The 26,463-nt window shown below is 56.4% G+C and carries 25 protein-coding genes; 13 read left to right on the plus strand and 12 right to left on the minus strand.

What is annotated here, in order from left to right; all coding sequences use genetic code 11:
- Nucleotides 1–345: 345 nt before the first annotated feature.
- From pgaA to pgaD, 4 genes are read left to right on the plus strand one after another with little or no spacing between them, the layout of a single operon-like run.
- Nucleotides 346–2,796 carry a poly-beta-1,6 N-acetyl-D-glucosamine export porin PgaA gene (gene pgaA, locus SCU88_RS21335; RefSeq protein ID WP_175340725.1) on the plus strand — a complete coding sequence of 817 codons (2,451 nt, stop codon included), beginning with the start codon at nt 346–348 and terminating at the stop codon, nt 2,794–2,796.
- An 8-nt stretch (nt 2,797–2,804) separates the two neighbouring features.
- Nucleotides 2,805–4,820 (plus strand): poly-beta-1,6-N-acetyl-D-glucosamine N-deacetylase PgaB, encoded by a 2,016-nt coding sequence (gene pgaB, locus SCU88_RS21340; RefSeq protein WP_138093753.1) that lies wholly within the window; start codon nt 2,805–2,807, stop codon nt 4,818–4,820.
- Nucleotides 4,813–6,141 (plus strand): poly-beta-1,6-N-acetyl-D-glucosamine synthase, encoded by a 1,329-nt coding sequence (gene pgaC, locus SCU88_RS21345; RefSeq protein ID WP_138093755.1) that lies wholly within the window; start codon nt 4,813–4,815, stop codon nt 6,139–6,141. The genes pgaB and pgaC overlap by 8 nt, the downstream gene beginning before the upstream one ends.
- Complete coding sequence (gene pgaD / locus SCU88_RS21350) at nt 6,141–6,575, plus strand: poly-beta-1,6-N-acetyl-D-glucosamine biosynthesis protein PgaD (RefSeq protein ID WP_138093757.1); 435 nt, start codon at nt 6,141–6,143, stop codon at nt 6,573–6,575. The genes pgaC and pgaD overlap by 1 nt, the downstream gene beginning before the upstream one ends.
- Before the next feature lies 1 nt (nt 6,576).
- Here pgaD and SCU88_RS21355 read toward each other — a convergent pair whose 3' ends face one another.
- Nucleotides 6,577–7,482 carry a LysR substrate-binding domain-containing protein gene (locus tag SCU88_RS21355; protein ID WP_175340726.1) on the minus strand — a complete coding sequence of 302 codons (906 nt, stop codon included), beginning with the start codon at nt 7,480–7,482 and terminating at the stop codon, nt 6,577–6,579.
- A gap of 108 nt (nt 7,483–7,590) precedes the next feature.
- On the opposite strand from SCU88_RS21355, the gene SCU88_RS21360 reads away from it, so the two are divergent.
- Nucleotides 7,591–8,574, plus strand: coding sequence for an aldo/keto reductase (locus SCU88_RS21360; protein ID WP_431810185.1), 984 nt, complete (start codon nt 7,591–7,593; stop codon nt 8,572–8,574).
- A gap of 60 nt (nt 8,575–8,634) precedes the next feature.
- Here SCU88_RS21360 and SCU88_RS21365 read toward each other — a convergent pair whose 3' ends face one another.
- Both SCU88_RS21365 and SCU88_RS21370 read right to left on the minus strand, forming a co-directional pair.
- Nucleotides 8,635–9,561: a LysR substrate-binding domain-containing protein gene (locus SCU88_RS21365; protein WP_175340728.1), complete on the minus strand. Its 927-nt coding sequence runs from the start codon at nt 9,559–9,561 to the stop codon at nt 8,635–8,637.
- 32 nt (nt 9,562–9,593) lie between these two features.
- Entirely contained in the window at nt 9,594–10,382 is a 789-nt protein-coding gene (locus SCU88_RS21370) for an MBL fold metallo-hydrolase (RefSeq protein WP_175340729.1), read from the minus strand.
- 228 nt (nt 10,383–10,610) lie between these two features.
- Between SCU88_RS21370 and SCU88_RS21375 the strand changes: the two genes are divergently transcribed.
- A complete protein-coding gene (locus tag SCU88_RS21375) occupies nt 10,611–10,925 on the plus strand; it encodes an SMR family transporter (RefSeq protein WP_175340730.1) in 315 nt (104 codons plus the stop codon).
- 65 nt (nt 10,926–10,990) lie between these two features.
- On the opposite strand, the gene SCU88_RS21380 is transcribed toward SCU88_RS21375, so the two are convergent.
- The 3 genes from SCU88_RS21380 to SCU88_RS21390 all read right to left on the minus strand — a co-directional run bounded on the left by SCU88_RS21380 (nt 10,991) and on the right by SCU88_RS21390 (nt 13,290).
- On the minus strand, nt 10,991–11,350 hold the full coding sequence (locus SCU88_RS21380) for a LecA/PA-IL family lectin (RefSeq protein WP_175340731.1): 360 nt from the start codon (nt 11,348–11,350) through the stop codon (nt 10,991–10,993).
- 197 nt (nt 11,351–11,547) lie between these two features.
- Complete coding sequence (locus SCU88_RS21385; protein ID WP_175340732.1) at nt 11,548–11,907, minus strand: LecA/PA-IL family lectin; 360 nt, start codon at nt 11,905–11,907, stop codon at nt 11,548–11,550.
- 324 nt (nt 11,908–12,231) lie between these two features.
- The gene (locus SCU88_RS21390) at nt 12,232–13,290 is read right to left on the minus strand and encodes an alcohol dehydrogenase catalytic domain-containing protein (RefSeq protein ID WP_175340733.1); all 1,059 of its coding nucleotides are present in this window, start codon (nt 13,288–13,290) and stop codon (nt 12,232–12,234) included.
- Between the two features lie 102 nt (nt 13,291–13,392).
- On the opposite strand from SCU88_RS21390, the gene SCU88_RS21395 reads away from it, so the two are divergent.
- On the plus strand, nt 13,393–13,791 hold the full coding sequence (locus SCU88_RS21395; RefSeq protein WP_175340734.1) for a winged helix-turn-helix transcriptional regulator: 399 nt from the start codon (nt 13,393–13,395) through the stop codon (nt 13,789–13,791).
- 18 nt (nt 13,792–13,809) lie between these two features.
- Here the strand turns inward: SCU88_RS21395 and SCU88_RS21400 are convergent, their stop codons facing one another.
- Both SCU88_RS21400 and SCU88_RS21405 read right to left on the minus strand, forming a co-directional pair.
- Nucleotides 13,810–14,760: an alpha/beta fold hydrolase gene (locus tag SCU88_RS21400; protein WP_138093778.1), complete on the minus strand. Its 951-nt coding sequence runs from the start codon at nt 14,758–14,760 to the stop codon at nt 13,810–13,812.
- A gap of 27 nt (nt 14,761–14,787) precedes the next feature.
- Nucleotides 14,788–15,942: an MFS transporter gene (locus SCU88_RS21405; RefSeq protein WP_138099081.1), complete on the minus strand. Its 1,155-nt coding sequence runs from the start codon at nt 15,940–15,942 to the stop codon at nt 14,788–14,790.
- Between the two features lie 234 nt (nt 15,943–16,176).
- On the opposite strand from SCU88_RS21405, the gene SCU88_RS21410 reads away from it, so the two are divergent.
- On the plus strand, nt 16,177–16,791 hold the full coding sequence (locus SCU88_RS21410) for a TetR/AcrR family transcriptional regulator (protein ID WP_138093780.1): 615 nt from the start codon (nt 16,177–16,179) through the stop codon (nt 16,789–16,791).
- A 5-nt stretch (nt 16,792–16,796) separates the two neighbouring features.
- On the opposite strand, the gene SCU88_RS21415 is transcribed toward SCU88_RS21410, so the two are convergent.
- Complete coding sequence (locus SCU88_RS21415) at nt 16,797–17,699, minus strand: LysR substrate-binding domain-containing protein (protein WP_138093782.1); 903 nt, start codon at nt 17,697–17,699, stop codon at nt 16,797–16,799.
- A 121-nt stretch (nt 17,700–17,820) separates the two neighbouring features.
- Between SCU88_RS21415 and SCU88_RS21420 the strand changes: the two genes are divergently transcribed.
- The 4 genes from SCU88_RS21420 to SCU88_RS21435 all read left to right on the plus strand — a co-directional run bounded on the left by SCU88_RS21420 (nt 17,821) and on the right by SCU88_RS21435 (nt 21,065).
- Nucleotides 17,821–18,885: a biotin/lipoyl-binding protein gene (locus SCU88_RS21420; protein WP_175340735.1), complete on the plus strand. Its 1,065-nt coding sequence runs from the start codon at nt 17,821–17,823 to the stop codon at nt 18,883–18,885.
- Nucleotides 18,875–19,900 (plus strand): DUF2955 domain-containing protein, encoded by a 1,026-nt coding sequence (locus SCU88_RS21425; protein ID WP_138093786.1) that lies wholly within the window; start codon nt 18,875–18,877, stop codon nt 19,898–19,900. The genes SCU88_RS21420 and SCU88_RS21425 overlap by 11 nt, the downstream gene beginning before the upstream one ends.
- 335 nt (nt 19,901–20,235) lie before the next feature.
- Nucleotides 20,236–20,859, plus strand: a complete 624-nt coding sequence (parA, locus tag SCU88_RS21430) for a ParA family partition ATPase (RefSeq protein ID WP_175340736.1) — start codon at nt 20,236–20,238, stop codon at nt 20,857–20,859.
- Nucleotides 20,856–21,065, plus strand: coding sequence for a plasmid partition protein ParG (locus SCU88_RS21435; RefSeq protein WP_138093790.1), 210 nt, complete (start codon nt 20,856–20,858; stop codon nt 21,063–21,065). The genes parA and SCU88_RS21435 overlap by 4 nt, the downstream gene beginning before the upstream one ends.
- Before the next feature lie 124 nt (nt 21,066–21,189).
- Here the strand turns inward: SCU88_RS21435 and SCU88_RS21440 are convergent, their stop codons facing one another.
- Nucleotides 21,190–21,345 (minus strand): LuxR C-terminal-related transcriptional regulator, encoded by a 156-nt coding sequence (locus SCU88_RS21440; RefSeq protein WP_175340737.1) that lies wholly within the window; start codon nt 21,343–21,345, stop codon nt 21,190–21,192.
- 528 nt (nt 21,346–21,873) lie between these two features.
- On the opposite strand from SCU88_RS21440, the gene yghU reads away from it, so the two are divergent.
- Nucleotides 21,874–22,743 (plus strand): glutathione-dependent disulfide-bond oxidoreductase, encoded by an 870-nt coding sequence (yghU, locus tag SCU88_RS21445; RefSeq protein ID WP_175340738.1) that lies wholly within the window; start codon nt 21,874–21,876, stop codon nt 22,741–22,743.
- A gap of 41 nt (nt 22,744–22,784) precedes the next feature.
- Here the strand turns inward: yghU and proP are convergent, their stop codons facing one another.
- Nucleotides 22,785–24,230 (minus strand): glycine betaine/L-proline transporter ProP, encoded by a 1,446-nt coding sequence (gene proP, locus SCU88_RS21450; protein WP_138093794.1) that lies wholly within the window; start codon nt 24,228–24,230, stop codon nt 22,785–22,787.
- 528 nt (nt 24,231–24,758) lie between these two features.
- Nucleotides 24,759–26,375 (minus strand): malate dehydrogenase (quinone), encoded by a 1,617-nt coding sequence (gene mqo / locus SCU88_RS21455; protein WP_431810186.1) that lies wholly within the window; start codon nt 26,373–26,375, stop codon nt 24,759–24,761.
- Between the last annotated feature and the right edge of the window lie 88 nt (nt 26,376–26,463).

The raw sequence follows: 26,463 nt of genomic DNA on the forward strand, positions 1-26,463 counted from the left end.
AACAAAAAGTAAAATAATCATTTTATTCTATCAATACATCCACTACAGAGTTTTCTTAAAAGTATCCACGCGGCTATCTGGGATATTTATTCGAAAAGATATCAGGTGTACATTTCACCCTGGTTATCTCTCCCCCTTATCTGAAAATCGGTTTCATTCATTAACTTGTCATACTTTATGAAAGACGGAGCGACATACAGAAAGAGATCGGCAGCAAAGCACTTATCCAGTCTTTAAATGGTGGGTTTACAACACCACAACTCGCATACAGACACTGTTTGATTTTATTCACAAACGGTGAATAAAACTGCGCCCTGGTGCAGATGGGATATATGGACGTTATTTATGGATCTATTACCTGGTATCAATAAGTTATTCCTTTACAGCAGGACTAAACTATCATTCTCATTAACATTCATATTACTATTCCCGCTTATGGTTCAGGGGACTGAATCGGTATATGAGGAACGAGTATTACAGGCCCGGAATGGCAATTACGCAGCGCTTCTGGACTATCTTCAGCATTATCAGCAGCAGCACCCGCTCAGTAACGAACAGGTAGCAGACTGGATTCAGGTCGCCTCCTGGGCCGGACATGATGATGACGTGGTTCGTCTTTGGTCATTATGGCAGAGAAAAATGGCCCTACCTGCCCGGGCTGATGCGGCGGCGGCGCGCTCTTATCGCAATCTCAAACGTTGGGCGCCTTCGCTGGCGCTGTGGGATCGCGCCCGTCGCCTGGCACCAGAAAACGACGACTATCGCATCGGATGGATAAAAACCCTGGCCGATGCCCGCAGGGATGACCAGGCACTGCGCGAAGCCCGCCGTCTGGTCGCGGCCCAACCGAGCGCGCCGCACCTGCAAACGCTCTCTTATGTTTATCAGCGTCAGGGGAAAAGCTGGGATCAGTTACTGAACGATACCCGCGCATACTCTGCCGCACCAGGGGATCAGGCGGTACTTAATCGCCTGATTAACGCCCTGACGCTAAACCGAGTGAGCGATCCCGCTCTCAGGCTCTCAGATAAGGCGGCGCTTTCTCCTGAACAGCGCCGCGCCCTGGAATTAGATGCGGTCGCAGGACTGGTGCGCCTTGCCGATACGCCATCCCGCAGCGAACAGGCGCGCTTTACCCTCGCTCAGAAGGCGCTGGACCGCTATGACGCGCTGTTCGCCCGCTGGCGTCATGAGCCCGGGGCCGACGCCGATATCGCCCGGGCGCGTATCGACCGCCTTGGTGCACTGCACGCCCACGGCTACTACCACGACGTTATCAGCGAATATCAGTCGCTCAGCGCGCAAAAGACGGCGATTCCCCCCTGGGCGCTACGCTGGGTGGTGTCTGCATATCTGGCAGAGAAAAAAGTAGATCGCGCACTGGCTATCATTCGCCAGCATCCGGAGCTTCCCCCAGAAACGGAAGAAGAGGATCAGAACGAAATGCTCTACGCCCTGATGGACAGCGGTCAGTATTCATCCGCTCGCCACTACATCGGGCGAATGACCCACAACGTCCCGTACACCCGCTATGACTTCGGTTCGCCTACGCCCCAGCCGAACGATCCGTGGCTTGTCGGGCAGTCGCTCTGGTTTCAGTATCTGCTGATGACTCATGCGCTGCCGGAAGCTGAGAGGCTGTCCCGTCATATGGCGACAACGGCCCCCGGAAACCAGGGGCTACGTATCGACTATGCGTCGCTGCTCCAGGCCCGGGGCCTACCGCGGGCCGCCGAACGCGAACTCAAAGCGGCTGAATCGCTGGAGCCGTCGAACATCGAGCTGGAGCGCCAGCAGGCATACGTCGCCATGGATCTCCAGGAGTGGCGACAGATGGATCTACTGACCGATGACGTTATCGCTCGTACGCCGCTCGACCTCGCCTCACGACAGCTGGCCAGGGCACGCGAGGTGCACCATATGTCAGAACTGCGGATCAACGGTACGCAGGGGATCCATTCAGACAATCCGGTCAGCGGTAGCCACGACCAGAACTGGGAGGCGGCGATCTATGGTCCGCCGATGGCCGACAACTGGCGTCTGTTTGGCGGTACCCGCTTCGCCGCAGGCCGGTTCGATGAAGGCAAGGGCTTCAGCCGCAACGTTTCCGGCGGCGTGGAGTGGCGCCCCCGTAACGCCTGGGCCGAACTGGCGCTGTCCAATAACAATTTTCACGGTGCCAACAAGCCGGGCGCGCGCGTTTCTGCCTGGTATGACGTTAGCGATAGCTGGCGACTGGGGGGCGGGCTTGAGCGTATATCAGCCAGTACGCCGTTACGGGCGCTGCGCAATGGCGTTAGCGCTAATCGCGCCGAAACCTGGGTACGCTGGTATCAAAACGAACGCCGTGAGTACCGGTTCGGCTTCGCCGCCAGCGACTTTTCCGACCATAACCGCCGTCAGGAATATAGCCTGGAGGGCAAAGAGCGCATCTGGCAGGCCCCCACCCTGACTCTGGATCTGATTCCGGGATTATCCGCCAGCGCCAACAGCCATGATGATGCGGCTTACTACAACCCAAAGCGGGATCTTTCCGCCACGGCGGCCCTTGCCGCCGATCACGTGATGTACCGGCGCTACGACACCGTCTGGAGTCAGCAGTTTATGGCCGGCGGCGGCGCCGGATGGCAGAAAAGCGAGGATACCGGCGCCATCGCGCTACTGGGATACGGCCAGCGAATTCAGTGGAATAACGTGGTCGATGCCGGAGTGATGTTGAACTGGGATAAACGCCCCTATGACGGCAAGCGCGAAAGTAATCTCTCCGTTGCCTTTGATGCGAATTTACGGTTTTAAGGATAAACATGCTGAATAAGAGTCTGCGCATCGGCCTGATGGTTATTGGCTGGTTGGCTATCGTTTTTTGCGCCCGGGCCGGGGAAGTCACCTTCGTGGCGCCGCAGGAAAGGCCCCAACTGCAAGCCAGTAAACCCTGGCCGAAAAATCACTTTCTGGTGCTGGCTTACCATGATGTGGAAGACGATGCGGCCGACCAGCGTTACCTGTCTGTACGCACCAGCGCGCTGAACGATCAAATTAGCTGGCTGCTGAGCAACGGCTACCGGGCAGTCAGCGTCCAGGAGATTCTGGATGCTCATAGCGGAATGAAAACGCTGCCTCCAAAGGCTTTTTTACTGAGTTTCGACGACGGCTATAGCAGCTTTTATACCCGGGTCTGGCCGTTGCTTAAGGCGTATAACGTACCCGCGCTCTGGGCGCCGGTAGGAAGCTGGGTGGATACCCCCGCCGACCGCCAGGTTAACTTCGGCGGGCTCATGACGCCCCGGGCCAAATTCGCCAACTGGAAGCTGGTGCGTGAGTTAAGCCAGTCGCCGCTGGTGGAGATTGGCGCCCATACCTGGGCGTCGCACTACGGTATTGTGGCGAATCCCCAGGGCAGCCATGAACCCGCAGTCGCCAACCGTTTTTACGATAAAGTTTCTGGCCAGTACGAAAACGATCTGCAATTTATTCGCCGTATTGATAATGACGTACGCCGGGTCACCGACAAGATTCATCAGGTCACTGGACGCTCTCCACGGGCCTGGGTATGGCCCTATGGCGCGGCAAACGGCACAACGCTTGACGTCGCCAAAAAGCGTGGCTACCAGCTGGCTTTTACCCTGAATAACGGTCTGGCTAACGTGCGGGATCTGGATAATATTCCGCGTCTGCTGATAGCCGGGAATCCGTCGATTAAAGCCTTCGCCAGTATGGTGGCCCGGATTCAGGAAACCGATCCGGTGCGAGTCATGCATGTGGATCTGGACTATGTCTATGACCGGGACCCCGTCCAGCAGACAAAAAATATCGATGCCCTGGTGCAGCGCGTCTACGACATGAAAATCAGCCATGTCTTTTTGCAGGCGTTTTCCGATCCGCTGGGCGACGGCAATATTCAATCGCTTTACTTTCCCAATCGCTGGCTGCCGGTACGCGCCGATCTGTTTAATTTTGTTTCCTGGCAGTTACAGACCCGGGCCGGGGTAAGGGTATACGCCTGGCTGCCGGTGCTCTCTTTCGACTTAAATCCGTCACTGCCGCGGGTTCAGGAGTGGGACCCGCAGTCTGGTTATGCCCGGCGCGCCACCCAGCCGTATCAGCGTCTTTCTCCCTGGAATGCGCAGGCTCGCAGGCAGATCCTGGATATCTATGAGGATCTGGCCCGCCACGCCACCTTTGACGGCATTCTGTTTCATGACGATGCGGTGCTTTCAGACTTCGAGGACGCCGGGCCGGACGCCATGGCCGCCTGGCGCGCCGCCGGTTTTCAGGGCGATATCGCCACGATTCGCCATAACCCGGCGGAGCTTCAGCGCTGGACCCGTTTTAAGAGCCAGGCTCTGGTGGAATTGACCCGCACTCTGAGACAGGGCGTGCGAGAAATTCGCGGTCCCCAGGTGAAAACCGCGCGCAATATTTTCGCTCTGCCAATCCTGGAGCCTAAAAGCGAAACCTGGTTCGCCCAGAATCTGGATGATTTTCTGGCGACCTATGACTGGACGGTGCCCATGGCGATGCCGTTGATGGAAAAGGTGCCGCAAAGCGAGAGCGACGCCTGGCTGACGCGGCTGATCCAGGCCGTGGCGGCCCGCCCCGGCGCGCTGAATAAAACCCTGTTTGAGCTACAGGCCAGGGACTGGAGCCGGAAGCCGCAAAACGCGATTGCCGACCAGCAACTGGCCCGGTGGATGCGCCTGCTGCAGCTTAACGGCGTTAAACATTACGGCTACTACCCGGACGACTTCATTAATAACCAACCTGATATTTCACGCATCAGGCCTGAATTCTCTTCCTACTGGTATCCTGACCATGACTGATCGCATTATTGCATTCTCCATTCTGTGCCTGGTATTCGGGTTGCCATTAGGCGTGGCCGCGATATTCACCGGGGAACTGATTCTGGATTTCGTTTTCTTCTGGCCGCTGTTTATGTCGGTGCTGTGGATAACCGGCGGGCTCTATTTCTGGTTTCAACTGGAGCGCCACTGGCCCTGGGGCAAAAACCGGCCACCGCCGAAACTGGAAGGCAATCCGCTGATTTCCATTCTGATCCCCTGCTTTAACGAAGAGAAAAACGCCCGGGAAACCATTGAGGCTGCGCTGGGCCAGCGCTATGAAAATATTGAGGTTATCGCCATCAACGATGGCTCTTCCGATAACACCGCTCAGGTTCTGCGCCAACTGGCGCAGGAGTGCCCAAAACTTCGGGTGATTCAACTGGCGGAAAACCAGGGCAAAGCGGTGGCGCTTAAAGCGGGAGCGGCGGCGGCGCGGGGCGATCTGCTGGTCTGTATCGACGGCGACGCCCTGCTGGAGCGAGATACAGCCGCTTACCTGGCGGCCCCGCTTATCGAGTATCCCCACGTCGGCGCCGTAACCGGCAACCCGCGCATTCGCACCCGTTCCACCCTGATCGGCCGTATCCAGGTCGGGGAGTTTTCCTCGATTATCGGGTTGATTAAGCGTACCCAGCGGATCTACGGCAGGGTATTTACCGTTTCCGGCGTGATTGCCGCCTTCCGCCGCCAGGCGCTGGCGGATGTCGGCTACTGGAGCCCGGATATGGTAACCGAGGATATCGACATCAGTTGGAAGCTCCAGCTACGGCACTGGACCATCTTCTTTGAGCCCCGGGCGCTGTGCTGGATCCTGATGCCGGAGACGCTAAAAGGACTGTGGAAACAGCGCCTGCGCTGGGCCCAGGGCGGCGCGGAGGTGTTTCTGGTCAACCTGCGTCGTCTGTTCCGCTGGGAGCATCACCGCATGTGGCCGCTGTTCGTGGAGTATGCCCTTTCCACCACCTGGGCGTTTGCCTGTGCGGTCACTATCCTGCTGTTTATCGCCAGCCATCTGATCTCGATGCCGCCCAACCTGACCGTAGACAGCCTGTTTCCGCCGGAATTTACCGGGCTGCTGCTGGGCGTGATGTGCCTGTTGCAGTTTCTGGTCAGCCTGTTTATTGAACGACGCTATGAAAAGAGGGTGGCCGGATCGCTGTTCTGGGTGATCTGGTTCCCGATGGTGTACTGGATGATCAGCCTGTTTACCACGCTGGTCTCCTTCCCCAAAGTGATGCTTAAACGTAAACGCTCCCGGGCCCGCTGGATAAGCCCGGATCGCGGAAAAGGAAGAATATAATGAACGAGAATGCCTTAATACTGACCGAGCACCGCATGCTGCCGCGCGTTTTCGACGGTGTATTAACCACCATCGCCTGGGCCGGATTTCTGTTTTTCCTGTATCACAATTTACTGACCCAGATTACCGCACAGCATAACCAGCGCTGGGAGGTAATTATCGCCTCGTTTAATACGGTGCTGGTTTATCTGCTGATTGCCGTTATCAACGGCTGGCTGCTGATTCTGTGGTATCAGTACAATCTGCGGCGTTATGACGCCAGACGGCACGGCGCTCTGGCTTCATTACGCCATGACGAACTGGCGGAAAGTTTTAACGTAGCGCCCCAGATTATCTCTGAGATGAGTCAGTACAACCTGCTGACGGTCTATCACGACCAGATTGGTCGAATTATTGATTTAAAGGCCAGCCGTTCAGAGGATGAAGACGCATAACTCACGCCCCCTGACGGCACACGTCCCTCAGATAGTCGATAAGCGCCCGCACCGCGGGCGCGGTGTGGCGCTGGCGCGGATAGTAAAGGTGCCAGCCAAGAAACGGCGGGCAGTACGGCCGTAGCAACGGGATAAGTTCGCCGCTTTCCAGCCAGGGGGCGAGCTTATCTTCACTCCAGAAAGTAATGCCCACTCCCTGAACTGCCGCTACTGCGGCCACCTCGCGCCGGGTGGTGATAAGCGGCCCTTCCACCGCCAGCGAGATCCAGTGCCCGTTCTGGAAAAACTCCCAGCGATACAGACTGTTCTGCCCCGGGTGGCGCCAGTTAATGCATTTATGATGTTGCAGATCCCCCGGTGTTTCAGGGGTTCCGAAGCGTGCCAGATAGGTCGGAGAGGCCGCCGCCACCATCCGCAGTTCCGGCCCGAGCGGGCAGGCTACCATATCTTTCTGGACAAATTCGCCCAGGGTAATGCCCAGGTCAAAACCTTCCGCAATCAGATCGACGAAAGAGGATTCCGCTACGATATCCAGCACGATATCGGGATAGCGTGCGTGAAAGCCCCCCAGTACCGGCGCCAGCACATCGTCCGCGGCAATGCTGGAAACATGCAGCCGCACCCGGCCGGACAGTTTTCCCGCCTGGCTACGCGCTTCATGGAAGGCGGCATCCAGTTCATCCAGCGCCGGTCGCAGTCGCGCGTGCAGGCGCTGCCCGGCTTCGCTCAGCGACACGCTGCGTGTGGTGCGATGAAACAACCGGGTGCCCATCTTATCTTCCAGCCGTCGAATCACCTGACTGAGCGCCGAAGGGGTAATGCCCAGGGCTCTGGCGGCGGCCACAAAGCTGCCCTGCTCCGCAATAGCCTGAAACGCCCGCAGCTGCTTATAGTCGCTGTCTTTCATGAATTATATATCAGTAGCTAATCAATTCATGAAGAATGCGTGGTATTAAACATCAATGTCAACGCCCGCAGAATAGGAGCCTCACACCATACCGGAGAGATAAAGATGCTGAATCAACGTGCGTTAGGTCGCCAGGGGCTGACCGTTTCTGAAATGGGCCTGGGCTGCATGGGAATGAGCCACGCTTACGGCGTGGCCGACGAACGGGAGTCACTCGCGACCCTGGATCGCGCCCTGGCGCTGGGACTCAATTTTTTCGATACCGCGGAATTCTACGGCCCTTACCTGAATGAAGAACTGCTCGGACGCTGGCTCACCCACAGCGGCCAGCGCCAGCAAACCGTTATCGCCACCAAATTTGGTTTCGATATCAGCAAGACGCGGGCCAGCGGTCTGGACAGCCGACCGCGGCATATCCGTGAGGTGGTCGAGGCATCCCTTAAGCGTCTGCAAACCGACTATATCGATCTGCTGTATCAGCACCGGGTCGATCCGGATGTGCCCATCGAAGAGGTGGCTGGCGCCGTCGGCGATCTGATTGCCGAAGGCAAGGTGCGCTACTTTGGCCTGTCGGAAGCGAGTGTGGAGACCCTGCGTCGGGCCCATCGGGTACAGCCCGTCAGTGCTCTACAGAGCGAATATTCGCTGTGGGAACGCAATATTGAAGCAGAGATCCTGCCGGTGCTGCGCGAACTGGGTATTGGTCTGGTCCCTTTCAGCCCTCTGGGGCGGGGATTCCTGACCGGCCACGCAAAACCCGCCCAGGACTACCCGAAAGATGACTTCCGCTCGTGGGGCGATCCGCGCCTGCAGGGTGACAACTACGCCTTTAATCTGACCCTGGTCGATGCAGTAAAAGCGCTGGCAGACAAACACGGCGCAACACCGGCACAGGTGGCGTTAGGCTGGCTGCTGCACCAGGGGCCGGATATTGTGCCGATTCCCGGCAGTAAGCGGCGCAGCCACCTGGAGGACAACCTGGGCGCGGCGGCACTCAGTGTGTCGGCACAAGAGTACGCCGGACTGTCGCAACAGTATCAAACCCAGGGCGAGCGCTATACCGATGCCTTTGCGCGGTTTGTCGACCGTTAAAAGTGATGCGGGGGAATCCACTTCCCCCGCATTCGTCAGCTTATTTTTCCCACAAGCGAATCACCGCCCGCTATTTTTGTCCTGATCCGACAGTCGCTCACGGAGTCGCGGTACGGCAAAGTCGAGAAAACAGCGCAGTTTCAGCGCCATCTTCCCCCGGGATGCGTGAACCAACTGCACGGGTTGTGGCGGCGCTTCATAATGCGACAGAATCTCTCGCAGCGAGCCGCGCGCCAGAGCATCATCCACCTGATAGTACAATAGCCTTGCCGCTCCTGCGCCCTGTTCCGCTGCCTGTACTGCTGCCTCAGCGGCCGTTACCGAGAGACGGGGGAGCACACGACAATCAATCATGGCACCGGAATCCGGCTCGTGAAAACGCCAGTGGGTCAGTGGCAAAGCGCCGGTATTGAGTATTATCGCTGGCCACGCGTTGAGATCGGCGGGGTGTCGCGGCTCCCCCAGCCTGTCCAGCAATTCGGGACTGGCGCAGGCCAGATTACGCATCATTCCGACCCGGGTCGCCACCAGCGAACTGTCTGGCAGGTTGCCAATTCGCAGCGCCATATCCACCTGCTGGTCAATCAGATCCAGGTTGCTGTCTGAGAAAATCAGGCGAATATTGATTTCCGGCCAGGTAGCCAGAAATGCCGTCACGACCGGCAGAAGATGCTTGCGCCCTAACATAACAGGAGCAGTAATCAGTAATTCTCCTCTGGGCGTGGCAAATTCGCCAGCCGCCGCCTGTTCGGCCTCGCTGACCTGAGCCAGAATTTTTCTTGCGGCGGACAAATAGTCGCGCCCCGTATCGGTCAACGTCAGTTTACGAGTAGTGCGGATGAGTAACTGGGCACCGAGCAACGTTTCCAGTTCAGCCACGCTCCGGCTGATCGTTGTCAGAGAAGCCTTAAGCGCCCGCGCCGCGCCGGAAAAACTCCCCTGCTCCGCCACTGTAACAAACATCGCCATCGCCTTAAGCCTGTCCATCCCACCTCCTGCCAGAGCCGCCGGAATAATGTTCAGGCCCCCGCCTGAACAGGCGTCACCCAGTCGCCACGTTTCACCACCCTGGGCACAATACCTAAATCCCTGGCCTTTTCACACAGCCGCGCAACCGCATCCGGCGTCTCTTCATAAATTCCCGGGCGATGAAGCTCGCCGTGATGAATGGGCACAATCTGCGTAGCTCCCAGAATATGCGCCGCCACGGCGGCCTCTTCAGGAAGCATTGTGGCATTAAAAGGGCTGGGTGGCTGGAGGTGAGGAAGTGCCACCACGGCTCCATTCACGGGCAGGAAGGCAATGTCGATATGCGACACCTGCCGGGCCAGCGCCCACCAGTACCCATGATTAAGCGTATCCCCGGCATGAAGGATGCAACACTCTCCGGCTTCGACAATCCAGCAGCATTGCGGATCGCCCAGGCCATCCACGGCCGGACCTGACATCATGCGAAACGGCCCCGCCTGGTGCCACTGCCAGGGTTGGGTTATCACCGTTTTTAAACCCGATAGGGCAAATTCACGCTCCGTTTGAGCCGTCCATGCTAAATCATCCCCCTCGCCCGGAGTGGGTGCCGGTCTGAATACCGGCGCCCCTGGCGCCAGGGCATGAACCAGGGCATCAGGGTCTGCATGATCGGCATGCAGATGCGTGACTAACGCCGCTATTGCGCCCCCTGGACGTAAAGGTTGCGGGAATTGCGCATCGGAAAGAATGGCAGAGGTATCCTGAATATAATCAATAAGGAGCGTCTGACCGTTAAAATCAATTTCGATTCCGGCCCACCCTAAATAACGTATTTTCATTATGACTCCCGACCCGTAAATGAGCCTGAAAGTTTAGGTTTGTCATTTAACGAGAACAATCCATGCCTGATGGGAATAACTATCCCGAATAGCGGGAGAATCGAAAGGTGAAGTCTGGCAGCCGCTACGCCAGTTTGATATCATGAGCACGGCTCACGCCGCATCCGGGACGACCCGGGTGACTTTCATCTTTGTCAGGACGACCTGGCGCTAATGGAGAAGTCTGTTATGGCGTGGATTTTCCTTGTCGCCGCCGGTATCCTGGAGATTGTCTGGTCATATACCATGAAACTGTCCCACGGATTTACCCGCCCCAGTTATGCAGTGATTACCATTGTGGCCATGATTGCCAGCTTTGGCCTGCTTTCGTTTGCCATGCGTACCCTGCCGCTGGGTACTGCCTATACCATCTGGACCGGTATTGGCGCGGTTGGCGCATTTATGGTTGGCCTGTTTATTCTGGGCGAACCAGCATCATTAATGCGAATAATCGCGGCCGTGCTGATTGTTTCAGGACTGGTATTAATGAAGATTGCTTCCTGAGTGAAATAAAAAAGCCATCCGATGAGGATGGCTGATACTCTTTTCGTCAATGGCCAGGACTGTGATTATTTATAGACTTCCGCCTTAAAGCTGCCGCTGTTATCGACATATTTTCCTTCAGCATCAATCACATATAAAATCAGCTCACCCGTTTCAGGGACCGACCATTTATAAACACCATTGCCAATTTCATATTTTTTGTCTGAACCACTGAATTTAGCCCCCAGCACTTTATTGGCCGTGGCCTTGTATCCTTCTCTTATTCTCCCCTGAGGAGTCGCTAGCGCGAAATCTTCCCTACCATATTTAATCCAACCAGACGCCAGAATAGAAACTTCATCGCCTACCTGAAGCTGGATACCCGTGCTGATGCCTTCAGGAGCAGTCGCATCTATCTCTCCAGACCAAACAGGTTTAACTGCCATTGATAACTCCTTTCATATTGTCGATGAGTTATTAAAATCTCATCCTCATCATTTATTCTTTGCAAAAAAACATCCCGCTGGACGATTTATATTAAGCAGCTTTCAGGGCCTGAGTTCGGTATTCTATCGAACTCAGGCTTCTTTCTTTCGTTGCCGGGATAGTTTTTTACTCTTTCCGCCAGTGGCGAAGGCCGTGATTACTTATAGACTTCTGCCGTAAAGCTGCCGCTGTTATCACCATAGCCATCCGGCTTATCGGCAACGTACAGGTGCAGTTCGCCCGCTTCCGGCGCGGCCCATTTATAAACGCCATTACCAACGTCATAGCTCTTAGTTGAAGTACCAATACGCGCTTTCAGCACGATCTCATCTTTGGTCTCGAGCCCGGCGCGAACCCGCCCCTGCGGCGCGGCCAGCGCGTACTCTTCCTTGCCGTATTTGATCCATCCGTATGCCTTGATGGAAACTTCATCGCCCGCGTTGAGCTGAATACCCGTAGCAGCGCCCTGCGGATTGTTTGCCGGAACCTGTCCTGACCATGCAGCTTTTGTTGTCATTGATGTTTCCTCTTCGGTGGGGTGAATAAATTAGCAAAACTTATATTTTGAACCAGTACAGAATATTAGTCATTTATGAGAGAAAAGAAGGGATATAAGGGATGGTAGCTTGTACAAAAATTATCAAGCAATTGAAATAAATAATTAAAATAAAATATTTATAGGATTTTTCTCACAAATAACATTAATTAATTAAATGATATTATAGAATAATAAAGCATATTATCACCAGGGATTCTTATAATTCATGCCGTTATTTTTTCATCAACTCACGCCGCCCGATAGCGCTCGGGCGGCAAATTCCCCTGACAATCAGGCGGATAATTAATCCGCCACCCAGCTCGTGCCTTTGATATCAATCACAAACCGGTACTTCACGTCGCTTTTTAGCATTCGGGCAAAGGCCGTTTCTACCTCTGCGCCGCGAATCATCTCTATCTCAGCGGTAATGTTATGTCGACCGCAGAAGTCGAGCATCTCCTGGGTCTCTTTAATGCTGCCGATGGAGGTGCCGCTGATGCTGAGGCGGCGGAATACCATGGGCGTGACGTCCGGTGACGGATGGGGGCTGTCGGGGATCCCCACCAGCACCAGTTGCCCATTGGTTTTCAGTGCCGCCAGGTAAGGGTCGAGTTCGTGCGGCGCGGCCACGCAGTCGAGAATCACGTCCAGACTTGCCGCACAGGCGGCCATCTGATCGGCGTCGCGCGATACCACCACCCGGCTCGCGCCCAGGCGACGGGCATCGGCCCCTTTTTCCGGCGAGGTGGTGAACAGGGTCACTTCAGCCCCCAGCGCGCTGGCAAGCTTCACCGCCATATGGCCGAGCCCGCCCAGACCGATCACTCCAACCCGGTCGCCAGACTTCACATTAAAGTGGCGCAGCGGCGACCAGACGGTTACGCCCGCGCACAGTAGCGGCGCCACGCCCCGGGGATCCAGATTTTCCGGAACCGAGACCACAAAGCGCCGATCCACCACGATATTCTGGGCGTAGCCGCCCCGGGTCATCTCCCCGGTATAGCGATCCTGACCGTTATAGGTAGGCGTAAAGCCCGCTTCGCAATACTGCTCTTCGTGCTGCTGGCAGAAATGGCAGTGACCGCAGGCATCCACCATGACGCCAACGCCCACCAGATCGCCCGGCTGGCATTCGCTAACCGCCTGACCGGTGCTCACTACCCGCCCGACAATTTCATGGCCCGGCACCAGCGGATACTGGCTGACGCCCCACTCATTGCGCGCCATATGCAGATCGGAGTGACACACCCCGCAGTAGAGAATGTCGATCAGCACATCGTCCGGCTGCACGTCACGCAGCGTGACTTCACCCACGCGCAGCGCCTGGTCGGCCGCCTGCGCCATTATTCCGCGAATTTTCATCGTTACCTCTGGCCGGTTATTAACAGGGCGCACACTATAGACACATGGTATCTTTATTGGTAGTAGTCACCATTTGGTAACCATTAAACAGAAGGATATAAGATGCCGGTGATTGTTGACGGTAAACTCTGCTTCTTTGCAGATTCCGCGCCGCGCAGGCTGATGGCGCTTTTTTCGGTCAAGTGGAGCACCATGGTGCTGCATGCGCTGTGGCACTGGCCGGGCCAACGCTGCCGACCCGGCGAGCTTCAGCGCAGTTTGCAGGGTATTTCCAAGAAGATGCTGCTCCAGACGTTAAGGGAGCTGGAACAGCGCGGGCTGATTACCCGCCACGTCTACCCGGTAGTGCCGCCAAAGGTCGAATATCAGCTCACACCGCTGGGTAAAACCTTTGCCGAACCCATCGAACAGATGTATCAGTGGGGGCTGGATAACGAGGCCGCGCTGGATGAAATGGAACAGAATTACCGCAAGGCGCAACAGCCCGGCGACCCGGTCTGATGCGCCTTATGATTCGATTCAGGGAGCATTCAGGAAGTCGATAACTGCGCTATTGAGCGGCCCCGGGCACTCTTCCGGTAGCCAGTGTCCGCAGCCGGGCAGCACTTTGCCTGTGACATTACTTGCGTAGCGACGCAGTTGATCGACCTGAAACTGCCCCATTCCACCGTGCCCGCCGCCGCCAATCGCCAAAACGGGAAGCGTGAGCGGCGTGCCGGAAAGCTTCCGGTTATCCTGTACGTTCTGATTCAGCTCGCGATAGTAGCCAAAGGCCGCCGCCAGGCTGTGCGGTTTGGCGTAAGACTTCGCATACATATCCAGCAGTTTTGGGGTGAATACCGCCTTATTAACGGCATGCGTTTTAATAAAGTGTTCGAAGAACAGGCGCTCTTTACCGGTAATCAGCTTTTCCGCCAGTTGCCCATCCGCCGCAAAGAAACTGAAGTGCCAGACCAGCGATTCCCCTTCAGGCGTGAAGGCCGGAAATTCGTAAATGCTGTCATCAGGTATCGGCGCTTCCATATAGACCGCCTTGCGGATCTGCGCCTGGTGCTGCACCAGCATCGGCCAGGTATTCCAGATGCCAATATCGTGGGCCACCAGATCGAACTTCTGTTCACCGCTAAATCGGGTGGCAAGCTTAAACAGTAGCGGTGCGACGTCCCGTCCCCGTAATGAAGGCGCTGGCGCTGACTGCCCCAGCCCCGGGAGATCCGGCGCTACCACCGTGTAGTGCTGCGCCAGCAGCGGCATGAGCTGGTGCCACTCATACCAGGTTTGGCCAAAGCCGTGAACCAGAAAGACCAGCGGCCCGCTACCGCCTTTGACATAGTGCAGCTTAACGCCGTCAACGGTCTGATAATGGCTGGTAAATCCCGTCGGGATCGGAAACTCTTCCTCTGCGCAGGCCGATACGGAAGACAGCAGCGCCAGGGCGCCGCACAGAGCGCCAGTAAAATTACGTAACATGATGATTTCCTTAATTAGATGGGGAAATTACAGAGTGCCGGTACGGGCACCCGGACGAAAACCGTGGCGCCGGGCCGCCAGCGCGATACAGAATCCTGCCGCCAGCAAAATCAGCAGCGCCCAGGGAAAGGAGTCAGCCCCCCAGCGGTTCAGCAACAGCCCCCCAACAATGCCGCCACCGGCAATTGCGCTATTCCAGGCCACCACATTCATCGACAGGGCGACATCGGCGCCGTCGCCGGCGCTATCCGCCAGCGCGGTCTGCAACAGCGTGGCCGCACCGCCAAAGGTGATCCCCCAGAGCGCAACACCGGCATAGATAACCATGGTCTGAACGGGGAACAGGGCAAACAACAGGGCGACCAGCGCAAAAATCGCCAGACTGACCAGTACGCACAGCCGCAGCCAGCGATCCACAAATCGCCCCGCAAACCCAATTCCCACCAGCGCCGAAAGGCCAAAAACCAGCAGGATCACATCCACGTGCGCCAGTAACCCCGACAGCGACACGAAGTCAGCGATATAGGTGTAGAGAATGTTGTGGGCCAGCATCCAGACAATCACCACGCTCAGTATCGAACGAACGCCAGGCGTACTGAGCACCGGGCGCAGCCCCAGGGCCTTAGCGCCGGATTCGCCAGGATAGTCAGGCACCTTTGCCAGCACCCAGCCGATCAACCCCAGCGTCAGTATCGACATCACGCCAAAGGCCATACGCCATCCCACCAGGTTACCCAGCCAGGTTCCCGCCGGTACGCCAAGCGACAGCGCCACCGGCGTGCCGACCATGGCTACCGCCATCGCTCTTCCTTGCATGAAATCCGGCACCATCCGTCGTGCATACCCGGCCAGCAGGCTCCAGGCCAGCCCGGCGGAAACCCCGGCGAAAAAGCGCGCCAGCAGCGTCAGCCAGACGTTAAACGACAGCGCGGTAACAGTGTTGAAGATAAGAAATCCCACGATAGTCAGCAGCAACACAGAACGGCGACGCCAGCTACGGGTGGCGATGGTGAGCGGGATGGCGGCTATCAGCGAGCCGATGGCGTAAGCCGTAACCAGCTGTCCAGCCAGGGGCCGGGATATATTCAGCCCTTCCGCCAGTTGCGGTAGCAGTCCCGCTGGCAGGGTTTCGGTCACGATACAGATAAATCCCGTCATCGCCAGCGCCAGCAGCGCTCCCATGGGTAAGCGATGAACCGGATTTTCACAGGTGGTGGTGGTCACAGATTCGCCCTCATTGCAGGTGTTATTTTTAATTAAATACCAATCGGTATATATTTATAGTGTGAACCTTCCGGCGATGTCAACGACATAAATATCGATCGGTATAAAATTGGTAAATCTGCTGGCGACGAGCTTGTCCACGACTTATGTATCTATTAGTCTATAATCCGGCGTACTCCAGGAGACAAAACGATGGCGAAAACGGGTCGACCGCGGACATTCGACCGCGAAGAAGCAGTAGAGCAGGCAATGTATCTGTTCTGGCAGAACGGCTATGAATCCACCTCCCTGAGCCAGTTGAAAGCGGCCATTGCAGGAGGGATCACCGCGCCCAGTTTTTACGCCGCATTCGGCTCCAAAGAAGCCCTGTTTCTGGAGTGCGCGCAGCGCTATCTGGCCACCTGGGCCCACGTGACGGAATGTCTGTGGGATACCGATCTTCCCCCTCGTACAGCGATAGAAACCGCGCTTCTCCAGTCGGCCAGAATGCAGTGCGGCGAAGGGCATCCTAAAGGCTGTATGGTTGGGTTAGGCACCATGAGCGCCCCATCAGAAAAAAACGCCGCGATTACCGAACCCCTGACCCGCTCCCGGGCGCGTACCCGGGCAGGTATTACCGCCTGTATTAAACGCGGCATTGCCAGCGGCGAATTGCGTGCCGGTACCAACATCGCGGCACTGACCACGGTTTTCGACAGTTTTCTGCTGGGGCTGTCGATACTGGCCAGAGACGACGTCGCTCTCGATGCGATGGAGGGCGCCATCTCCCTGGTCATGCGTAACTGGGACGCAGAAACCCGGGACTAAACCCGTTAAATATCCCCCAAAGCCCCGGCCAGGAAGGCCAGAAAGTGGCGCACCGCGGGCATCTGACCGCGACGGGAGGGATAAAGGGCATGAATAATGCGCTGCGCCGGACGCCACTGGGGCAGAATATTCACTAACTGCCCGGTCAGCAGGTCGTCACGAATCATCATATGCGGCAGAATGGTGACGCCGTTGCCCGCAAGCGCGGCCTGACGCAGAAGCACCAGATCGTCGCTGGCGAGCCGCGGGCGGTAGGTCAGCAACCGCTCTTCCCCTTCGGCATTCATCAGGCGCCACTGGCGATAGAGCCGCTCTTCTCCCTGACCGGCGCCCAGCAGCGGCAACTGCACCAGAGATTCCAGACTTTGCGGCTCGCCATAGCGCGCCAGCAGATCCGGATGGGCCACCAGTAGCTGATGGCTTTCCCCCAGTACCTTGATCACCAGTTCGCTGTCTTCCAACGGCGGCGGCAGCACCCGCAGCGCCAGATCCAGCCCTTCACCAATGACATCCACCCGGCGATTGGTCGCTTCCACCTCTACCATCACATCCGGATAGCGCCGCATATAGTCGGCCAGGATATCGCCAACGTGAGCATGCAGCAGGACCACGTGGCAGCTCAGGCGAATGGTGCCGCGCGGCGTATCACTGGCCCTGTCGATCACCGCCTGAGCCGCCTGGGCATCCACCAGTAGCGCCTGACAGTGCTGGTAATACTCCCAGCCGATATCGGTAACGTTAAAACGACGGGTCGAGCGTTGGATAAGTCTGACGCCCAGCCGCTCTTCCAGTGCCGCGATGCGGCGACTGAGCGTGGAGCGGGGAATGCCAGTGGCCCGGGCCGCTTCGGCGAATCCGCCCCGCTCCACCACTTTGGCGTAGTAATACAATTCGTTGAGATCCTGCATTGCACTGGTTCATTTATGGAATAGTGATGTCCATTTTAGGCCATTTTATTAGCATCGGCTCAAATATAAACTTATCCGGTTCTTTCCCCACTTATCGTCCGATCCGGAGGTTTGCCTTTCCATGTCCGTTACCCCCGAACAACGCTTCCGCCGCTGGACGCGTTGCTCTTTACTACTGGCCGTACTGACCTTCGGCTACTTTGTGGTGGCCGATATTCTGATGCCTCTGACGCCCCATTCTCGCCTGTTGCACCGGGTGATTCCGGTCGCTCCGGAGGTGAGCGGTCGGGTGGTGGAGGTGAGCGTTAAAAACCATCAGTATGTTCACGCCGGCGATGTGCTGTTCGTTCTGGATGACAGCGATTACCGCACCGCGCTTCACGATGCCGAACTTAGCCTGCAGCAAACCCAGGATCAGAACCGGGAGCTGGATGCCTCACTGGCCGAAGCCCGGGCCAGCCTGGCGCAGGCCGAAGCGGCCTGGCGAGTCGCCAGCAATGACGCCCACCGCTACCGCAGTCTGGGAGGCGTCGCCGTTTCTCGTCAGGAGGTGGATAAAGCCGTCGGCAGCGAGCGGGAATACGCCGCGCAAATCGCTCAGGCCAGAGCGCGCATTCACAGTCTGGAGATCCAGCGTGGCCTTTCGGGCGAGGCCAACCTGCACGTGCGTCAGGCCCGCAGCGCCATTCATCAGGCCCAGCTCAACCTGGATAGAACCCGGGTGCGGGCGCTGGAGTCCGGCTATGTCAGTAACCTGAACCTGGAGCCCGGCGACTATGCCAGCACCAGTTCGCCGCTGCTGAGTCTGGTCAGCCCCCGGGCACAGATTTACGCCGACTTCCGCGAGAAATCGCTGCGCCACGCCGGGGCTGGCAGCAATGCCCGGGTGGTCTTTGATGCCCTGCCGGGCGAGGTGTTCAACGCTCAACTGGTGTCCGCCGAAGCGGGGATCGCCGACGGGCAGATTCTGGCGGACGGTAAGCTGGCGGCCACCGAGGCGAGCGATCGCTGGGTGCGTGATGCTCAGCGTCAGCGGGTCTACCTCGAACTGGAAGAAACGTTGCCGGTAAACCTGCCCAGCGGCGCCCGTGCGACCGTTCAGATTCTGCCTCTTCACCACCCGCTGCTCAGACCGCTGGCCTGGCTACAGATTCACACCGTCGCGTTATTACACTATGTCTACTGAACAAGCTCTTCACCATCTTGATGAGAATGGCCTGCAACAGGTAAAACGCCTGGTACTGGGCGCGCTGGCCGGTTTTGTTATCCCCAAATTTTTTGCCTGGGATTACGGATCTTACTTCGCCATTTATCCGATGATCCTGATGGGGCTGGTGCCGGTGCTTACGCCACACGTGGTACGCCAGTTTCTGTTTAGCGGCTGCTTTAACGTGCTGGTGACGGTGGTTATCGCCGACATCTTTATCAATCAACCGGCGCTGATGGTGTTATTGATGCTACTGGTGAATTTGTTCTGCTTCTGGCTGATGGCCAGCGGTATAGCCTTTCTGGCGGGCGCCCAGTCGCTGCTGGCGATTCACGCCATGGTGCATCTGGGCAGCTATCACGACACGCCGCTGACCGATTTGTGTCAGTCACACCTGGCAGCTACCGCACTGGCGCTGGCCAGCGCTTTCGTTGCTTACTGGCTGTTTCCGGACCGCGAGCCTCGCCCGACACCGCCGCAAATAACCAAAGACAGCAATACGCTACGCCACCAGATTACCATTGGAACCCTACTGGCGACCCTGTCGTTTCTGGCTTTCCAGCTATTTGACGAGAAAGATTCGCTGGCGGCACAGGCGGCAACGCTGCTGATCCTGTTTCCCATGCGCTGGCAGGGCATTTACGCCATCAGCATCCACCGCATTTTCGGGACGCTAATCGGTTCTGCCAGCGCCATTCTGATTCAGGCGCTGCTGTTTACCTGGGGAGAAAATCTGACGCTGATGAGCCTGTTCTACGGCCTGGGCGTGGCCTGGTTCGCGGCAGAGCACGTGCGGGAACGCAGCGGTCCGGTGCAGGGCTTTTGCGCCATGACGGCGCTGGCTATCTTTTTCGGGCTAAAGACGCCGGGTTCGGATGTCTTTTACGGTGCGCTTTATCGTTTCTCTTCCGTGTGCGTCGCCATTGCCTGCACCCTGGCGTGCGGCTTTCTACTGCATCAGATGCTTGAGAAAGTCTGGCCTCAGCAGCACTGAGCTTCCGACATCAAATCATCTTAAAATTATGTAATCACAGGATTCTTGAATCCTGTGATTACACATTTCAATGCTCCAGCCCGGTGAATCCTGTCATCACAACATCCTGTAATCATTAAATCATAAAATCCAAAAATCAGCCCTCAGACCGCATGTTCTCTGACTTTTCTTCAATACTTCCCCGCCACACTCTTTAATTAAAAGATTATAGCATTATTTAATCATTAAATGATGTCATGCAAAGATACAAAAATCAGACTGTTATCTATGGCCGTAATTATGTAATGATGAGAATCTAATAATCATAAGATAATTACATTAGATAAGGATAAGCCATGGCTAAGATTATCGCTTTTCTGAACGGGAAAGGCGGCGTGGGAAAAACCACTGCGGCGGTGAATGTGGCAACCGCCATTGCTCGCAAAGGCTACTCGGTCGCTGTTGTCGACACCGATCCCCAGCAGAGCATCAGCAACTGGTATGAAGAGAGTAAGTGCCAGTTTGATCTGACCGAAGCGGCCAGTGAAAAAGAGGTCTACCAGGTCCGTAAGGCGTTAAAATCCTATGATTATGTCATCATCGACGGCGCCGCCGCGATTTCAGCCATTTCGGCTGCGGCGGTGATGGTTTCCGACCTGGTGCTGATTCCTGTTACCCCTTCCCCGCTGGATTTCGCCGCCTGTAGCGCGATTCTCGCTGTGCTGGAAGCGCGGCAGGATCTGCAACCTGTCGTCGCTCGTTTCTTTATTACCCGTAAAGTGCAGAAAGCGCGCATGCTGTCGGTACTTAAAGCCTCCATCGCCGATACCGGCGTACCGGCGCTACGCACCGGCATGGCCCAGCGCCAGAGCTATGTACGAGTGATGCTGGACGGCAGTACCGTATTCGATACCGATGACGGTGCCGCAAAAGGGGAGATTGAAGTGCTGACCAACGAGATACTGGAGCTGCTGGTATGAAAATGAAACTCGGCCAGAACCGCAACACGGTTCAGGCAGTCAATTCGTTACGCAACGCTACCGGTTTGACCAAAAAACTGCAGATGAACATTCCGGAAGAGTTGCACAAGTCCTTTAAGATGGCCTGTCTTAAGGCCGATATGGATATGACAGAAGTGACAACAACGCTGATAAAACAGTGGCTTAAGGAAAGAGGCGAAGATTAAATACTCTTGTAATCCTGTAATCATAAAATCAAAAGATTACAGGATTATAGAATGATTGAATCCTTTCAGGCTTCCCTTCCCACCAGGGAATGTCGCTCAGGGCAGAGGAGAGCAGACAGAATGCTTAGGTGTTTTTCCCCGAATTCTTAAGGCCATTACCCAGTGTTATGGGAATACGCTTTAGCCCAGGTTTACGTACTATGTTTGATTTATGGACACTAATCGTTTTTTCACTGCGGGAGAGTCTATCGGATATAATTTTATTCTTGGCACTGTTCAAACAAACCAGAAATATTTTTCTACAATAACGGCCGGACGATAAAGAATAACTACGCTGTAATTATTCATACTTAGCGGCCCGCCGAACCCCCGAAGATATTCGGCATGGATAATAGAATCAGATTATTTACGCTCATGAACACACTGAACATCTGTTCCAGCCAACCTATTAATTATTATATATAAAATACTCACATATCTCTGCTCTTTGTTCCAGCAACGTGCCACAGCAGTTGAACCCGGTTTTAAATTTTGTATAGATTGAATAACTCACGCTATATTTCCAGCCCAACCCAATATCTTTACCAAAACAATGAGATTAAACAACTCAAGCAACATATTTTTTTAGCTTCGCGCCTCACGATCTAAAAAATATCAAACGACATCATTACGCATCGGGTAAAGAGATGTTTTATAAACGCATCGTCCGCCAATACAACGGTATACCGCACTGGCGGGAAAGACCCCGGCTTCTGCTACACTATTCTGTCTTTACAGGTCTCTATCACTTAACAAAAGGCGGAATACGATGTCGCAACACGAATATCAACCTCCCAGAGTATGGACCTGGGAACAGCCTGAAGATGGGGGCACCTGGTCCTCCATTAACCGCCCTGTATCCGGCGCCACCCATGAGACGACGCTACCGCAAGGCAAACACCCGTTACAGCTCTATTCACTGGGGACTCCCAACGGCCAGAAGGTCACGATTATGCTGGAAGAGTTACTGGAGAAGGGGGTAAAAGAGGCGGAATATGACGCGCACCTGATTCGAATCGGCGAAGGCGATCAGTTCTCTAGCGGGTTTGTCAGCGTCAACCCGAACTCCAAGATCCCGGCCATGCTGGACTGTTCCACCACCCCGCCGACCCGCCTGTTTGAGTCCGGCTCTATCCTGTTCTATCTGGCGGAAAAATTTAGCCACTTCCTGCCAACCAGCCAACCTGCGCGCGCCGAAACCATGAACTGGCTGTTCTGGCTCCAGGGATCGGCCCCCTTTGTAGGCGGCGGTTTTGGCCACTTCTATGCCTATGCGCCGGTCAAAATCGAATACGCCATTAACCGCTACGCCATGGAAACCAAACGCCTGCTCGACGTGCTGGACAGGCAACTGGCGAATCACGAATGGGTGGCGGGCGATGAGTACAGCATTGCCGATATGGCTATCTGGCCCTGGTTCGGCGGACTGGTACTGAACCGCTCTTACGATGCCGCCGAATTCCTGGATGCCGCCAGCTATAAGAATGTGGTGCGCTGGGCGAAGGCGGTAGATGCCCGACCCGCCGTGAAACGCGGACGTATCGTCAATCGCACATCGGGGCCGCTTTCCGAACAGCTACACGAACGTCACGACGCTTCGGACTTCGATACGCTAACGGAAGATAAACGCCACGGATAACCCTGAATGGAACGCGCCGGGCACTATCGCCCGGCGTTCTTTTATCGGGCCGAAAGCGGCTTCATGCCAATACGTCGCTTGCGGTTACGCCTTACCAGCGCCACCGCTTCTGAGTGACTTTCCACTGCTGGCGGCGAACCAGCCAGCGGCTGGCGAGAGCTCTCTTTGCTCAGCCAGGCAGCGGTTCCCCCAACGGCTGCGGCAAACATCAGATAAAACGCCGGTGCGAGCGGGTGCCCGGTGCTTTCCACCAGCCACGCGCTAAACAGCGGCGCCGTACCGCCAAACAGCGAGGTGGAGAGATTATAGGCGATCGCCATACCGCCATAGCGGACCGAAGTGGCGAACAGCGCCGGAAGCGTGGAAGCCACGGTACTCAGAAAACAGCTCAGCAGCAGGCCAAGTACCAGCATCCCCACAAACGCCAGCCCCAGATTGCCGCTACCCAGTAGCCAGAAGCAGGGCAGCGACAGGAACAGGAACCCCAGACAGCCGGTCATCCACAGCGGACGGCGCCCGATGCGATCCGACAGCATGCCAACAAAGGGGATCACCGCCATCATGCACAGCATGGCGACCATTACCACCGCCAGCCCCTGAAGTTCGCTAAACCCCATCACCACATTCAGGTAGCCCGGCATCCAGGTCAGTAGCATGTAGTCCGAAACGTTAAGGATAAACACCAGCCCGATGCAGATCAGAAACGGGCGCAGGCTGTTCGCCAGCAGATCCCGCCACTGCTGTACCATGCCGGGCGGCTTCTCTTTCGGCGCCTGCTTTTCCAGGTACTGACGAAAGGCCGGAGTCTCCTCCAGCCGCAGCCGCAACCATACCCCTAAAAGCCCCAACGGACCGGCGATCAGAAAGGGAATTCGCCAGCCCCACTCGCGCATTGCCTCATTGCCCAACAGGTGCGTCAGACCGGTCACCAGCATCGCCGATATCACCAGCCCGAACAGCGTGCCGATCTCCAGCCAGCTTCCCATAAAGCCGCGCTTTTTATCCGGCGCATATTCGGCAATAAAGGTCGCGGCACCGCCATATTCACCACCGGTGGAAAATCCCTGAACCAGACGCGCCAGTAGCAGCAGCGCCGGCGCCCATAGTCCGATAGCGGCATAGCTGGGGATAAGCCCTATGGAAAACGTGCCCAGCGCCATCAGAATCATGGTTAATGCCAGTACTTTCTTACGGCCAATGCGATCCCCTAAGGGGCCAAAGAAAAGTCCACCCAGAGGGCGAACCAGGAAGGCCACCGCAAAGGCGGCATAGGTCGACAGCAACTGCGCTACCGGGCTGGCATCCGGGAAAAAGACCGAACCCAGAATGACAGCCAGGTAGCCGTAGATGCCGAAATCAAACCACTCCATGGCGTTTCCCAGCGAAGCCGCACCAATGGCGCGCTTCATCAGCGGTTTGTCCACTATTGTGACATCGCTGACCTGCTGCGGCAGTTCCTGATCTACAGATGATGAGTTTGTCTGCATCGCAATTTTCTCCTGCCAGGTCACGGCCGACGACCGGTGTCGCCACCCGAGCGGAAAAACCTCTGTCATCAACAAACCCCGTTTCCGGCAAAGTACCCGGACGCCATCAGGCACACCTCGCCCGCCAGACCGGAGCCTGAGAGCGTCTGATAAGGGGATCGGGAAAAAGCGTCTGATATCGGGTGCCGGAGCCGTCACCGGGCAAGCCAGAACGGCGCGTGCTGGACCCCGTAGTCAAAATATCCGGCAGGCGTAAGCTGCAGGACGTTTTGAATACCGATTCCGCAACGGGCGGATTTTCCGCATGATTTACCTTTAAGTCGACCGATCCCCCTGCCAAAATGACCGAACGGCAGCCGCGGCTGCCGTTCAGTCATGATGTTATGTTGGGGATAGCAAAATTGCGCCCCTCTGGCAAACCTGGCCGATATTTCTGCCCGCCGCCCGGCACTTTGCCGTAATTAAGAATATTCGCAGAAGGGAGAAAACGCCGCGTGAAAACGCGCGGCGCCATCAGCAACGCGGAAATCAGAGCGCGATATCGGCCACCGTTTCCGGTTGTGCGGCCGGAATACCGCGATCCGGCTCCGGGGCGGCATCGGGACGCCAGGTCGGGACCGGGTTATCCAGTTGCAGCACTTCGCTGGTATAGCTCAGCGCCTGTTCGGTCGCCTCGACATTACCATTAAGCTTTGTGCCCCAGGATGGAATGATCTGCTGTAGCTTCATACGCCAGGGAGCGGTGGCCATCTGCTCGCTGAAGGCCCGCTCCAGCAGGTTGAGCATAATAGGCGCGGCGGTCGATGCCCCCGGCGACGCCCCCAGCAGCGCGGCGATGGTGCCTTCGCGATCGCCTACGATCTCGGTGCCCAGACGCAGCACCCCGCCTTTTTGCGGATCGCGCTTAATGATCTGCACCCGCTGCCCGGCTTTCCATAAACGCCATTCATCCGGATTCGCATCCGGGTAGTACTGGCGCAGCGCGTCAAAGCGGTCTTCATCGCTCTGCATCACCTGGCTGATAAGGTACTTCACCAGATCGAAGTTATCGAGCCCGACCCGCATCATCGGCATCAGGTTGGAGCCGTTGATGGTGCCGAACAGATCCCAGAGCGAGCCGCTCTTCAGGAATTTGGTCGAAAAGGTGGCGAAAGGCCCGAACAACAACACGCGCTTGCCATCCAGCACCCGGGTGTCCAGATGCGGTACCGACATCGGCGGCGCCCCTACCGATGCTTTACCATACGCCTTCGCCAGGTGACGGTTGACTACTTCCGGGTTATCGGTCACCAGGAACTCACCGCCCACCGGGAAACCGGCATACTCTTTCGCTTCCGGAATACCGGATTTTTGCAGCAGGCTCAGCGATGCGCCGCCCGCCCCCAGGAAGACAAACTTTGTTTTGACCACCCGATCCTGGCCGGTTTTACTGTCGGCAAGGGTCACGCTCCAGGTACCGTCACTGTTGCGCTTCAGTGTGCGAACCTCGGTATTCAGGTGCATCCTGAAGTTGGGTTTCTTCTGCAGCGATGCCACCAGTTGACGGGTGATTTCGCCAAAGTTCACGTCGGTGCCGATACCAATACGGGTGGCGGCGACCTTCTGTTCGCTATCGCGCCCTTCCATCATCAGCGGTACCCATGCTTTGATCTGCTCCGGATCTTCTGAATACTCCATACCGCGGAAAAGGGTACTCTGCTGCAGGGCGGCAAAACGTTTGCGCAGAAAGTTGACGTTCCGATCGCCCCAGACGAAACTCATATGCGGGACGCTGTTGATAAAACTCTGGGGGTTATGCAGAACGCCATTGCGAACCTGCCATGCCAGGAACTGGCGGGTTATCTGGAAGGATTCATTGATGTTAACGGCTTTGGTAATCTCCACGCCGTCGGCGGTTTCGGGGGTATAATTCAGTTCCGCCAGCGCGGAGTGGCCTGTACCCGCGTTGTTCCAGCCGTTCGAACTCTCCTGCGCCACACCGTCCAGGCGTTCCACCATTTCGATGGTCCAGTCCGGTTCGAGTTCCTGCAACAACGTGCCCAGCGTCGCGCTCATGATTCCACCGCCAACCAGCAATACATCGACGGTTTTCTCTTCCGCTACGTCCACTTTGTGGTTCGCGCCCAGCAGATTGGCCGCGGGCATGACAAGCGCCAACTTCCTCATCTCTACTGCCTCTTTTGTTTTTTTCACTATCCAGGAGTCACTACAGAGTCAAAAAGTGCAATAATTC

The organism is Jejuibacter sp. L23 (assembly GCF_050815825.1).
Taxonomy (GTDB): Bacteria; Pseudomonadota; Gammaproteobacteria; order Enterobacterales; family Enterobacteriaceae; genus Jejubacter; species Jejubacter calystegiae.

Excerpts from the sequence above, each read along its gene's own strand:
- SCU88_RS21410 (WP_138093780.1), top strand. The coding sequence starts at position 16,177 with ATGGCGAAAACGGGTCGACCGCGGACATTCGACCGCGAAGAAGCAGTA.
- proP (WP_138093794.1), bottom strand. The coding sequence starts at position 24,230 with ATGCAGACAAACTCATCATCTGTAGATCAGGAACTGCCGCAGCAGGTC.
- SCU88_RS21415 (WP_138093782.1), bottom strand. The coding sequence starts at position 17,699 with ATGCAGGATCTCAACGAATTGTATTACTACGCCAAAGTGGTGGAGCGG.
- SCU88_RS21435 (WP_138093790.1), top strand. The coding sequence starts at position 20,856 with ATGAAAATGAAACTCGGCCAGAACCGCAACACGGTTCAGGCAGTCAAT.
- pgaA (WP_175340725.1), top strand. The coding sequence starts at position 346 with ATGGATCTATTACCTGGTATCAATAAGTTATTCCTTTACAGCAGGACT.
- SCU88_RS21395 (WP_175340734.1), top strand. The coding sequence starts at position 13,393 with ATGCCGGTGATTGTTGACGGTAAACTCTGCTTCTTTGCAGATTCCGCG.
- SCU88_RS21385 (WP_175340732.1), bottom strand. The coding sequence starts at position 11,907 with ATGACAACAAAAGCTGCATGGTCAGGACAGGTTCCGGCAAACAATCCG.
- yghU (WP_175340738.1), top strand. The coding sequence starts at position 21,874 with ATGTCGCAACACGAATATCAACCTCCCAGAGTATGGACCTGGGAACAG.
- SCU88_RS21370 (WP_175340729.1), bottom strand. The coding sequence starts at position 10,382 with ATGAAAATACGTTATTTAGGGTGGGCCGGAATCGAAATTGATTTTAAC.
- SCU88_RS21420 (WP_175340735.1), top strand. The coding sequence starts at position 17,821 with ATGTCCGTTACCCCCGAACAACGCTTCCGCCGCTGGACGCGTTGCTCT.
- pgaD (WP_138093757.1), top strand. The coding sequence starts at position 6,141 with ATGAACGAGAATGCCTTAATACTGACCGAGCACCGCATGCTGCCGCGC.
- pgaC (WP_138093755.1), top strand. The coding sequence starts at position 4,813 with ATGACTGATCGCATTATTGCATTCTCCATTCTGTGCCTGGTATTCGGG.
- pgaB (WP_138093753.1), top strand. The coding sequence starts at position 2,805 with ATGCTGAATAAGAGTCTGCGCATCGGCCTGATGGTTATTGGCTGGTTG.
- SCU88_RS21375 (WP_175340730.1), top strand. The coding sequence starts at position 10,611 with ATGGCGTGGATTTTCCTTGTCGCCGCCGGTATCCTGGAGATTGTCTGG.
- SCU88_RS21365 (WP_175340728.1), bottom strand. The coding sequence starts at position 9,561 with ATGGACAGGCTTAAGGCGATGGCGATGTTTGTTACAGTGGCGGAGCAG.
- parA (WP_175340736.1), top strand. The coding sequence starts at position 20,236 with ATGGCTAAGATTATCGCTTTTCTGAACGGGAAAGGCGGCGTGGGAAAA.
- SCU88_RS21425 (WP_138093786.1), top strand. The coding sequence starts at position 18,875 with ATGTCTACTGAACAAGCTCTTCACCATCTTGATGAGAATGGCCTGCAA.
- SCU88_RS21400 (WP_138093778.1), bottom strand. The coding sequence starts at position 14,760 with ATGTTACGTAATTTTACTGGCGCTCTGTGCGGCGCCCTGGCGCTGCTG.
- SCU88_RS21390 (WP_175340733.1), bottom strand. The coding sequence starts at position 13,290 with ATGAAAATTCGCGGAATAATGGCGCAGGCGGCCGACCAGGCGCTGCGC.
- SCU88_RS21405 (WP_138099081.1), bottom strand. The coding sequence starts at position 15,942 with ATGGGAGCGCTGCTGGCGCTGGCGATGACGGGATTTATCTGTATCGTG.
- SCU88_RS21380 (WP_175340731.1), bottom strand. The coding sequence starts at position 11,350 with ATGGCAGTTAAACCTGTTTGGTCTGGAGAGATAGATGCGACTGCTCCT.
- mqo (WP_431810186.1), bottom strand. The coding sequence starts at position 26,375 with ATGCCCGCGGCCAATCTGCTGGGCGCGAACCACAAAGTGGACGTAGCG.
- SCU88_RS21355 (WP_175340726.1), bottom strand. The coding sequence starts at position 7,482 with ATGAAAGACAGCGACTATAAGCAGCTGCGGGCGTTTCAGGCTATTGCG.